Origin of the sequence: Tsukamurella conjunctivitidis, assembly GCF_007858475.1 — a bacterium.
Classification (GTDB): domain Bacteria; phylum Actinomycetota; class Actinomycetes; order Mycobacteriales; family Mycobacteriaceae; genus Tsukamurella; species Tsukamurella conjunctivitidis.
In genome coordinates, this window is sequence record NZ_VIGX01000027.1 from 21,220 (window position 1) to 31,059 (window position 9,840).

Consider the following 9,840-nt stretch of genomic DNA (forward strand, 5'->3'; position numbering starts at 1 on the left):
AAGAGGCGCCGAACCCAACGGTTCGGCGCCTCTTCTATTTGCTCTCGGGCATCACCTGGTAGCGCGGGGTGCGCTGCGGTGCTTCCGCAGAGCGGCCACGCCGATCGCCGCGCTGGCGGCGATGAGGAGGCCGGTCGTCGTTAGGAGCAGAGCGACTGACCCGATCCGCCGGAGCACGTCGACGTAGACGACGTTGTACACCACGTGCCCCAGGACCAGTCCTACGAGAGACCGCCATCGCAGGTACAGCAGCAAGGCCGCGGCGCCCCAGACGACAGCGGCGATCGCGGCGTCCACGCCTTGGTAGAGATGGATGCCCGCTCGGCCGACCAGCGAAGCGATCACGAGCACGGGCATCGAGCACATGACGAACCACTGCGCGGCGCGCGCGGAGCCGTACTGGTTGAGGAACAGGGTCACCAGGGACGCCCCCAGGATCGGCAGCGCGACGAAGACCGGCTCCTCGAAAGGCCCGCCGTAGATCACGAACTGGAAGACCTCGGCGATGCGCACCGCGCCCGTGCTGAGCGGCGCGCTGGAGACCTCAGGCACGGTCGACGGTGCGTGTGCGCGCAGCACCGGCGCGATGATGAGCGCCCGTACGAACACCGCGACCGTTGACATGACGGCGAGGTACACCACCGCAGTGCGCCACAACCGCGGCCAGGACCGGCGCCAGGAGATCGGTGCCGGGCAGCTATCGGCCAGCGGCGCCGGCATCGTGAGCGTCACGATGATCCCTGCGGCCAGGCTCACCGTCCCCATCACCGTGGCGAACGCGAGATTCGACCAGTCGATCCCCGTCGACGGCGCCCACCCCGCGGGGCTCGCCCCTCCCCACACGTAGACCGTGTACGCGTCGCACACGAACGACATCATGAGCAGGGTGGCGACCCCGCCCAGCACCCACCCAACAGCGCGCCACCGCGGTGCGTTGCGCTCGGTGATCATCTCTGGGGCCCGCGGTCATCGCGGTCGCGCGGCGCGATGTTCCAGTTCGGTCGCGGGCGGTGTGGCCGACCGGCGGTATCGCGGCCCGCCGGCGACTGTGCCGAAGCTCCGCGCTTCGGTGTCACGGTGGGCTTCGTGGCCCCTGGAATCGCCCGTGCCGCGGTCAACTGAGCGACCGCGCCGTCGACACCACCGATCGCGTCAGCGGCGCTCTGGTAGCGGGTGAGCATGGTCTCTGCGTGAGTGCGGGCCGCGGCAGCACGGGCGGCGTCGACGCCGGCACTGCGCGCCTCCGCGATCGCCCGGGACATGTCTGAGAGCTGCTTCATCAGCAACGCGAACATCATGTTCGTGTTGCCGCGTTGCGCGGCCATGCCCATGAGCAGGGTGGCGTGCGCGGTCGACGCGCGGCGCTTGACGGCGACCGGGTCGACGACGCGCGGGACCATCGCGCCCGAGCAGGCGCCGAGAGCGCGTGACGCCTGAGCGAGCTGCTTGTCGCCGCCGCCGTTGAGGGACAGCTGGGCGAGCATCCCCGCAGTGGTGCGGGCAGCATCCGCCCACCCCTGGTGATCGTCCGGAGCCAAGCGGGCGACGTGCGCGCTGAACTCGTCGAGGGACTTCTTCGCCTCGAGGAGCTGCGGGGCGGTCAGCTGCGGGCCTCGCTCAGCCTTGCGCGAGCTCCACGTGCTCAGCGCGGCGCGCTCCGACTCAGCCGTCGACGCCCAGCCATTGCGCAACTGCACCAGCGACAGGTCCTTGGCGAGTTTGCTCCCTCCGTACCAGAGCGGCGCGGACTTACCGTCGCGCGTCGTGGCCTTTCCAGCCACGTTCTCGTCGATCGAACCCGGGCGGAGCGCCACGCTGTAGCCGATCACCTGGTCTCGCCCACCCTTGGCGTAGCGCGGCCGTACGAGCACGCCGCCGCGACGCAGCGCCGTCACGAAGGCCTTCTCGTCGGACGAGGCGGTTGCGGCCGCGCGGACCCGCCGGGTGAGTTCCTGTCGCTCGGTCAGATCCGCGCCGGCATTCTCCGCGCGGTGTGCCTCGGCCTTGTTCTGTCCGCGCTCGGTGAGCTTGTTGGCGCGGCCCTCGGTGATGCGCAGCCCGAACTCACGCTCGAGGTCCGCACACACACGCTGGGCCCGGGTCCAGTCACCTTCCTTCGCTCCAGTCTCCGGGTTCACCGGGTACAGATCGACGACGCTGCCGTCGTCGCGCACGCGCGACGACGCGATGTGGATGTGGTCGTTGCCGTTGGTGTTCAGACCGTGGTGGAAGGCACCCCACCGGACAGGCGCGGCGGTGGGATCGTCGAAGCCCATGCGCTTCATGAACTCGGTCGCGACCCGGCCCCACACCTCGTCGCCGATCTCGCCCTCCTCCGAGTGCAGGGACAGCGAGCAGTGCCAGACGTGCACGTCCTTGGTCGCGTCAGCGGTAGCAGTGCGCTTGTCCTTGCCCTCGGCGAGCAACGCTTCCTTCTTGCCGCGGTCTACTCGCGTGACCTCAGTCCCGAAGACCACACGCGCCTCGTCGAGGAAGGAAGCGATATCGAGTGCGTCCTGACGGTCGAGCTCGCGGCCCGCGAACATGCCCAGCTCGCTGCGCCCAGCGACAAGGTGTGGGTTGGTGTGCTCGTTGGATCGGCCCGGCCCAGCGAGGTACACGATCAGTCCCTGCATGCGTGATCCGCTCACGATGGCCGGCATCATTGGCCGGGCCGCATCGTTCGCGCTGTGGCGCTCTGTGCGCGCCACAACTCCCGCAGTTGGTCCAACGCAGCGATGTGCCGCTCGCGCAGTTCTGGGTCCACGCCGCCCGCGATGTTCGCCTGGTGCGCGATCTGGTTGATGTTGTTACCGATCGCCGAAAGCTGTCGCTGCACTTCGGACGTGGCAGCGAGGATCTCGACCTTGTCCGCGTGGGTGAGGCCACCGGCCCCCAGGCCCACGGTGCCGGGTTCGAGAACGGCCGCGACAAGGAGCCGCTGGATCGTCATCTGCTGCTGCGCTGCCTTCATCGTCAAGAGCGCGAGCTGCTCGTCGGTGAGCGTGATCTCCTTCGTGTGCGGACGACCACCGGCGGCGTTGCGCTGACGTTTACGCAGACCCATCCCCGCCCCCGATCACTCGCTCGTCGCGCTCTCGCTGCAGATCGCGCTCGACGTCGGCAAGATCATCCGCCCGACGTAAACCGCTGGTGGTGGCCTGGGCGTGCAGCACGATTCCGACGCCGCCCGCCGCGAAGCCGGAACCGAGGATCACCCAGACCCACGAGGTGACCTCCTGAACCGTGCCGATGTCACCACCCTGGACAAGCACGTCGGTCCCGAACTGTGCGGTCAAGATGCCGGCACCGAGGAAGATCACGCCGCCAAACGTCTTCGCGAACAGTTCCCGAAGGCGCCGCTTCACCCGCACGCCTGCCACGAGCGCCCGCTCCACTTCCCGCTCGTAAGCAGGTACCAACGCTGAATCCACCCCGAGGTCTTCCTTCGCCGCGGCGAGCCCCTTCCTCGCGAACTCCAACCGGTCGTCATCGCGCTTGCCGCGCCGGGTGAGTTCGTTGATCGCCGCGCCGGCACCCGCTGCGAGCGGTGCCGCCAAACCGATCCACTCCCACGCCATCGGCGTCTCCCTCCAGGCCCAGCGCAGCGACCCCGAACGGGGACCACATGGTGCCGACCGTACCCCCAAGGGGGCAGGGAGGCAACGTTTATCCCCGGATAAACCTTAGCTTGCTCCGCCTGGGGCGCGCCGCGCAGCGGCCAACCGGCGGAGCACGAGCCTGCGAGTTCGATTGCCGAAGCGGCGCCCGCGCCGCCCGCGCTGGCGCGGAGATTTGAGGCATGAGCAGCGCGAATCCCACTTCCCGCTCGGAACGGGATCGGACCGGCCCGGCCCCACTCCGGCCCCCGTCTCGCGCCTGCGACCCACTCCGCTCAGGGAGGCTGGTTACGCGGACGGATGCGCTCCTCGGCCTGGGTGCGCGACTTACGCTGGCGACCATGGCGACAATGGGGCATTGACACACGTCGTAATGACCCGTTGACGAATGCCGGTCGCGTCGATAGGTTCGCCATGTGGGGGCCGCGCGTAGCGGTAGACTGAACCCGCACCAAGACCTCTCGACGCACACGGTGGACTAGTGACCCACCGCGCCGGGCGGAACGACCGCAGAAGTGGATAGCGCAATGAACATGGCACGTAGATTCGAGCTGCCCGCCGGCGACGAGGAAGCCCTCCTCACGCGCGCGCAGATGTTCGTCGAGTTCGATCCCCGGCTCCGTAAGCGAGCCCACCAGCTCCGTCTGGAGTCCGCGGATCAGCGGCAGTGGAACAGATTCGCGGACGACCTTCTCGCGATCTGTACTCCTGGGCGCTTCGGCCCCGACTCGGACACGCGGCGCGCGTACGAGCGAGGCGTGCGAGCCGAGCGAAGGTACACGTACGGTGCGTTGGCACTGGCTTCCGGTGCCGTCATTGTCATGTGGGCGAGCGGGCACGCCGGATGGCGGTGGCCGGTTGCCGGGCTCCTCGTTGGACTCGGCGCGATCATTATGGTCGTCGCCCACGTGGCGGCTCGCGATGGGAACGCCGGCCTGAGCGTCGAGAGCAACGCCCGCTGGCGATCGAGGGTGCGCGCCGCAGTCGAAGGGACGGCAAGCACCGCGCCGGCGCACCTGCCGACGGGGTGGTCGACCGCGCCCGATCTCGCGGCCGACGTAGCGCATACCTTGGCCGCTCGGCCGCGCCTGCAGACGCGGCAACAGCGATCGACGATGCTTCTGCCGGTACTGGCTAAGGCCTTCCCTGGAACCGGTCTGAACATGACCTACCGCTACCTGTCCCGGCGTGCACACGCGCGGTGCGTAGTTGCTGCCATCGCGATCGTCACGGTGCTACTCGTGGGCCTCCAGTTCACCGCGCTCGGCGATCTGCCGGCGCCCGCCACGGTCACGCTCGGCGGCACCATGGGTGCGGCCATGGCCGCCGCGCTGAGCCCCGTCTTCGAACACTTCTGCATGGCCAGGCTCGCGAGCATTGAGCTGTCTGCCACCGACAGAGCGCGATGGGACAGCCTCGTGCAGGCCGCCGCGGAGACGCACGCGGCGTGACCGTATCGCGCGGGGGCCTTAGTGAATCCTTCCGCGCTTCTCCACCTTCGACTTCGACCTTCAAGGACTAGCGCAATGGCACTCTTCGGCACCCTCCTCGGTGAGACAACCACCGTCCGCATCAGCAAACTCCCGCGCAGCAAGAAGGCGCTCCTGAGCGACGACATCGGGCTCTACTTCGCGAGCAAGCGACTGCCCCGCCGAGTCGCGACGAAACTCATCAAGCAGGAGAACGACCCGAATGCGCGTGGCCGGCGCCGCTGGTTGGGTCTACGTCGGGGTCGACCGCTCGACCGGCGCAGCATCGATCGCGCGTGGGGCGTGCTCGCCACCGACCCCTCCATGCTGCGCGTGCTGGCCAAGCACGAGCCCAACAGCGACCTGACCAAAGCGCTCACCCGGCGATCGAGTGTGCGCCCGATGCTCGTCGCGATGGTTCTCGTAATCGTCGGCATGGTCGTCATCAAGTTTCTCCCGATGCCGATCTCCGGCCTGCTCGCGCTCGGCGCGCTCGTGACGGCCTTCGTTGTTGCCACCCGCGCCCAGCGCAACGACATCATCGAACTCGACCCGTCCTCGGCCGCGCAATGGGTTCCGCTCGTGCGCACCGTCGCGCACAAGAAGCTAGGCCCGTCCACCGGGAGCCGGGGATGATGGCCGACATGCAGCCCGAAGCCCACGACGCACCGGACGAGCCCGATGCGACCCGCGCCGCGCTCCGCGCGCAGCTGCCGGCCTACCTCAGCCCGTCCATCGGCAAGGAGACGACGTTTCGGGACGGCGACGGGAATCTCAGGCCGGTCGGCGACTTCGACCGTGACGAACTCGTCGCCGCGGGATTGAACTACGACTTCACCGACCGTGGTTGGCGCACGCTCGCGAGCCGGCCGTTCATCCGCAAGCTCGGCGACAACGATCCCCGGTTCGCGCCACAGGCGTGCACGCCGGCGCAACGCCGCATCGGGTACGTGTGGCGCGCTCTGGCGGCACTGCTCGCGATCGGCACAATCACGTGCGGCGGCATGTACCTCGTCGGCGGCACCGCTGAGCCTGGGGTGTGGCTCATCGCCGCATTGACTGGATTGGCCCTTACCGTGGAGGCCGGCGGACGCGGCCTGCCCGTCCCGGCGGTCTCCGATGCATGGATCGACTTCGTTCGCGAGACGGCTCAAGAGATCCTCCTCGACAAGCTCAGCGCGGAGGAGAAGCGCACGCGCCCGCGGGCATCCATCGCCGACGTGCAGGCCGCGTTCGACGGACTCAAGCAGGCCTGGGGCCAGTACCGGCTCAACCGAGCCGAGTACTTCCTGGAGATGCCCGTGCTCCGGGACGGGAACGTGCCCGAGACCCGCGCATACCAAGACGCGATGCTCGCACTCGAAGATGCGCTGAACGCACTGACCGCCGGCTCCACACAGCAACAGGTCGACGATGCCGCCGCGCTCGCTGAGGCCGCCTGGCATGCCTGGCACACCGCGCGAGACCACGCCGCCGAGGTCAAGATCAGCGACCGCGCGCCCACTGAGCGAGCCGCACTGATGCGCCTCGATCGCCTTGTGCAGCGCCTCGCCCACGAGTCGACGCCCGACAGCGACCGGCCGAAGATCCTCGCCGAGATCAAGCGGTGCATCGACCAGATCACCACGGTTCCCGTCAGCTGGGAGACCGTGCGCGCATTCCCCGAACTGGTCGCCCGAGGCCCCCTGCCCGAACTGACCGCAGGACCACCGAAGCAGCCACCTGCGGCGGTCGACGAGGACCGCGATCACCCCTGCACCTGAGAACACGAGCGGCGGATTCGGGCGGCATCCCGAACCTCACCGCGGCTTCATGCCGCGCAAACGCTCACCACCCCTCATCCCTGGAAGGACAGCGCACAGATGAACGACACCTTTGCCCCCACACCACCCCCCTGGAGCACCGAGCAAGTTGGCCATCTCACGGCATGGCAGAACAGGCCGCTGCAGGGCATCCCGACGTACACCTGCGGCGGCACCGACACCAGCCCTCACACCCGCGTCAGCCTGACCCCCGACGCCGCGGGGTGGCATTGCCCAGCACCTGCGTGCCCACGCGACACGTTCCCCGGGACCTTCGCCGGCGTCACCGATGGCACCCTTCGAAAGCGCTTCGCCTCGGAGACCCGCGATCTGCGGGCCTGGGCGGGCGAAGGACCGCTCGCCGGAACGCAGGTACAGATCGACGACGACGACTTCTGGCGCGTGCTCGGTCTCACGAACGACGACGCCGGACGGTACACGGGAATGAGCTGCCTCATGCCGACCGAGATCGCGGTCGACTGGGCGGTACGCGAGTACCCGGCCGCCATGCTCGCCGCTGCAGGGCTCACCGACCAGGCGGACAAGCTACGGAGCCTGCCCGAGATCACCGCAGAACGTCTGGATCAGCGGACCGCCCTACGGCGCCACAACGCCGCGACGCGCGCAGCGGCCAGCGAAGCCGGTCACGTCCCGCCGCCGGGAACCGATCGCCGGGCCGTGTCGGCATTCATCGACTGGGCGGCACCCGCACCTGGTCTGGCCGCGGACGTCGCCTACAACGTGCTCCTCGGGTCCGGGCGCATGCGCGACGGCGGACCGGGGCACTGGTCGGCGCGGATCGTGCGCAACCTCTACGACGGCGCCGCCGACGACACCGCCCGCTACGTCCTTGCTGAGACCAGCAACCGTTCCCTCGACGAGCTGCTCCGCACCGCGAACAGGAGAGCTGGTGAGGAGCAGGACCTGTATGAGGTGCTCGTCCCGGAACGACTCGTACTGACCCCGCAGGAGGTTTGATCGTGCGCGCGCCCCGGTGGCTCACGGTCAAGGTAGTCGTCGTCTTCGGCGGGGCACTGCTCGCCTACATCCTGTGGTTCAACGGCATGGGCGTTGCAGTCTGGAGCGTCCTGCGCGCGATGACCCAGACACCGCACGACTTCACCGTGGGCGTCTTCGTTATCGCCGTCATGTGGCTCGTACTCCGCGTAGTGAACGTCCTCCTCCCGAGACGTTCCTGGACGGCCGAGGCAGGGCACCTGGGCGTTGTCGCCGGCTCCGCCCTGCCCGCTCGACCATTGCCGGCGGATCGGCGCCGCGAATTCGCTGAGCATGAGGCGGCCCACGTCGTCGCATCGGTCGCCCGGGGTGTCGCGGTCAGCAAGGTCACCGTCCGGAGGCACTACCCGCCGCCGGGATCACAGCTCGGCGGATGGGTTGAGAACAGCCCCCAGCTGAACCTGGCAACGCCCGGGATGACGACCCCGGAGAGGTGGTTCGACCAGATGGTGATTCTCCTCGCCGGGCGTGCCTATGACGACGAGTACGACCGCGATCCGTTCGGCAGCATCAGCGACTACGACAAGAGCCACGCGATCGCCGATATGCTCCGGCGATACCGACTGGTCCCGGCCAGCGGCGCCGACGAGATCCTCGATCGAGCCGCCGGAGAGGCTGAGGCAATCGTCGGGGCGCACCGCGAGCTGATCGGCCGCGTCGGCGAGCTTGTGTACGCGGCCACCATCGAGTCCGACACCGTTCCTGACGCCGAGCTGCAGCGCATCGTCGAGGTGGTCACGCTCGCCCGTAGTGGAGGTGAGCGAATGCCCGGCTGACGTTCCCCCTGAGATCACACGGGTGGCATCCCGCACAGACAACTCCCCATCGCCCAACTACTCACAGAAGGACAGCGCATCATGACCGACACACTGACCGGCTACGACCCCGCCTCGACCGCGGCGGCGTTGCTGCGCGACGAGAACGAACGCTCGGCGTGCTTCCACAACCTCGCCAACAGCTTCGCCGAGGTGCTCGAGCTGCGCGCCCAGCTCGAAGCCAAGAGCGCGGAGTTCAGTCGCCACCGCGACGAGGCGGGCACGAAGTTCGGCCTCACCGACTCGCAGCTCCGCAGCGCGGGCATCGATCCCAAGCTCGCCGACCCGCCGGCGGCCAAGACTCCCACCCGTGCCCGTCGCGCGCGCCAGCCGCGGCCGGCCGCCCCCAAGCAGTCGTCGGCGACCGCATCCGCCGCCACGACACCGAGCCCGGATGCGGAGCACCAGCAGCCCGCGCCCGAGGGCCAGGGCGCGGCCCAGTAGAACGAGCGCGACAACGAAGTGGCCCGGTACCGAGCTCGGTACCGGGCCACTTCCATGTCCGCGTCGGTGTCGACGCTGCGCACCCCTACTGGGTGGCACTCGCGTAGGCCGTCAGCTCCTCCCGATAGCGGTTCCAGCCCGGCCGTCCCAGCTCGTCCTCGATATGGATGTTCGTGTACGCCCGCATCGTCGGCATCGACGCGACGACCTTGCCATCGCCACCGATCGACTCCGTAAGCCACTCGATCGCCTCGTCGGCGACGACGTCGGCGGCCAGGAGGTCGCCGTCGGCGGCATAGACATCCCACCGGCCCTCCGGCATGAGCAGGGCATCGCCAGCAGGACCACGCACCTCTTCACTGGTCGCGCCGACGAACTCCATCGGTGCGAGCTGCAGCAGCAGCGCACGGAAGATCGTCGCCGGATCATCGAGCCCTCCCGGCGCGGGAACACTCACCCGCGCAGTTCGGTACCGCACCGTCGCACTGCGGTGCCGCGTCCACTCCAGAAGGCGCAGCCACGTCCCCATCCCCGGCGCGGCCACCAGGTGGCTATGACAGCTTGAAGAGGCCCCGGCTCGACGGCTAGACCTGGCCCCGTTTGCGACTCGCCGGTGGTGTTGCGACGGTTTGATCTGGCCCCACCTGATGGTTGCTCGTGAACATCGTTTCCG

General features: G+C 68.8%; 11 protein-coding genes. 6 read left to right on the forward strand and 5 right to left on the reverse strand.

Going from position 1 to position 9,840, the window contains the following annotated elements; genetic code table 11:
- Positions 1 to 51: 51 nt before the first annotated feature.
- Genes FK530_RS23190 through FK530_RS23205 form a run of 4 tightly spaced genes read right to left on the reverse strand, consistent with a single transcriptional unit; the run spans position 52 to position 3,581 of the window.
- The gene (locus tag FK530_RS23190) at positions 52 to 951 is read right to left on the reverse strand and encodes a hypothetical protein (RefSeq protein WP_114514374.1); all 900 of its coding nucleotides are present in this window, start codon (positions 949 to 951) and stop codon (positions 52 to 54) included.
- A complete protein-coding gene (locus FK530_RS23195) occupies positions 948 to 2,636 on the reverse strand; it encodes a relaxase/mobilization nuclease domain-containing protein (RefSeq protein WP_146489292.1) in 1,689 nt (562 codons plus the stop codon). Before FK530_RS23195 ends, FK530_RS23190 begins: the two co-directional genes overlap by 4 nt.
- Positions 2,637 to 2,662: 26 nt before the next feature.
- Positions 2,663 to 3,067 (reverse strand): MobC family plasmid mobilization relaxosome protein, encoded by a 405-nt coding sequence (locus FK530_RS23200; protein WP_114514372.1) that lies wholly within the window; start codon positions 3,065 to 3,067, stop codon positions 2,663 to 2,665.
- Entirely contained in the window at positions 3,054 to 3,581 is a 528-nt protein-coding gene (locus FK530_RS23205) for a hypothetical protein (RefSeq protein WP_114514371.1), read from the reverse strand. Before FK530_RS23205 ends, FK530_RS23200 begins: the two co-directional genes overlap by 14 nt.
- A gap of 566 nt (positions 3,582 to 4,147) precedes the next feature.
- On the opposite strand from FK530_RS23205, the gene FK530_RS23210 reads away from it, so the two are divergent.
- The 6 genes from FK530_RS23210 (at position 4,148) to FK530_RS23235 (ending at position 9,167) form a co-directional block, all read left to right on the forward strand.
- Positions 4,148 to 5,071 carry a hypothetical protein gene (locus tag FK530_RS23210; protein WP_114514370.1) on the forward strand — a complete coding sequence of 308 codons (924 nt, stop codon included), beginning with the start codon at positions 4,148 to 4,150 and terminating at the stop codon, positions 5,069 to 5,071.
- 75 nt (positions 5,072 to 5,146) lie between these two features.
- Positions 5,147 to 5,725 carry a hypothetical protein gene (locus FK530_RS23215; RefSeq protein ID WP_114514369.1) on the forward strand — a complete coding sequence of 193 codons (579 nt, stop codon included), beginning with the start codon at positions 5,147 to 5,149 and terminating at the stop codon, positions 5,723 to 5,725.
- Positions 5,726 to 5,733: 8 nt separating this feature from the next.
- Entirely contained in the window at positions 5,734 to 6,852 is a 1,119-nt protein-coding gene (locus FK530_RS23220; RefSeq protein ID WP_146489293.1) for a hypothetical protein, read from the forward strand.
- Positions 6,853 to 6,951: 99 nt separating this feature from the next.
- Positions 6,952 to 7,869 carry a hypothetical protein gene (locus FK530_RS23225; RefSeq protein ID WP_114514367.1) on the forward strand — a complete coding sequence of 306 codons (918 nt, stop codon included), beginning with the start codon at positions 6,952 to 6,954 and terminating at the stop codon, positions 7,867 to 7,869.
- Positions 7,870 to 7,871: 2 nt separating this feature from the next.
- Positions 7,872 to 8,684 carry a hypothetical protein gene (locus FK530_RS23230; RefSeq protein ID WP_114514366.1) on the forward strand — a complete coding sequence of 271 codons (813 nt, stop codon included), beginning with the start codon at positions 7,872 to 7,874 and terminating at the stop codon, positions 8,682 to 8,684.
- Between the two features lie 81 nt (positions 8,685 to 8,765).
- Positions 8,766 to 9,167, forward strand: a complete 402-nt coding sequence (locus tag FK530_RS23235; RefSeq protein WP_114514365.1) for a hypothetical protein — start codon at positions 8,766 to 8,768, stop codon at positions 9,165 to 9,167.
- An 85-nt stretch (positions 9,168 to 9,252) separates the two neighbouring features.
- Here FK530_RS23235 and FK530_RS23240 read toward each other — a convergent pair whose 3' ends face one another.
- Complete coding sequence (locus FK530_RS23240) at positions 9,253 to 9,711, reverse strand: hypothetical protein (RefSeq protein WP_146489294.1); 459 nt, start codon at positions 9,709 to 9,711, stop codon at positions 9,253 to 9,255.
- Positions 9,712 to 9,840 lie beyond the last annotated feature (129 nt).

What these genes read in the sequence shown, in the direction of transcription:
- FK530_RS23190 (WP_114514374.1), bottom strand. Translation starts at nt 951, where the DNA reads ATGATCACCGAGCGCAACGCACCGCGGTGGCGCGCTGTTGGGTGGGTG.
- FK530_RS23195 (WP_146489292.1), bottom strand. Translation starts at nt 2,636, where the DNA reads ATGCAGGGACTGATCGTGTACCTCGCTGGGCCGGGCCGATCCAACGAG.
- FK530_RS23200 (WP_114514372.1), bottom strand. Translation starts at nt 3,067, where the DNA reads ATGGGTCTGCGTAAACGTCAGCGCAACGCCGCCGGTGGTCGTCCGCAC.
- FK530_RS23205 (WP_114514371.1), bottom strand. Translation starts at nt 3,581, where the DNA reads ATGGCGTGGGAGTGGATCGGTTTGGCGGCACCGCTCGCAGCGGGTGCC.
- FK530_RS23210 (WP_114514370.1), top strand. Translation starts at nt 4,148, where the DNA reads ATGAACATGGCACGTAGATTCGAGCTGCCCGCCGGCGACGAGGAAGCC.
- FK530_RS23215 (WP_114514369.1), top strand. Translation starts at nt 5,147, where the DNA reads ATGGCACTCTTCGGCACCCTCCTCGGTGAGACAACCACCGTCCGCATC.
- FK530_RS23220 (WP_146489293.1), top strand. Translation starts at nt 5,734, where the DNA reads ATGCAGCCCGAAGCCCACGACGCACCGGACGAGCCCGATGCGACCCGC.
- FK530_RS23225 (WP_114514367.1), top strand. Translation starts at nt 6,952, where the DNA reads ATGAACGACACCTTTGCCCCCACACCACCCCCCTGGAGCACCGAGCAA.
- FK530_RS23235 (WP_114514365.1), top strand. Translation starts at nt 8,766, where the DNA reads ATGACCGACACACTGACCGGCTACGACCCCGCCTCGACCGCGGCGGCG.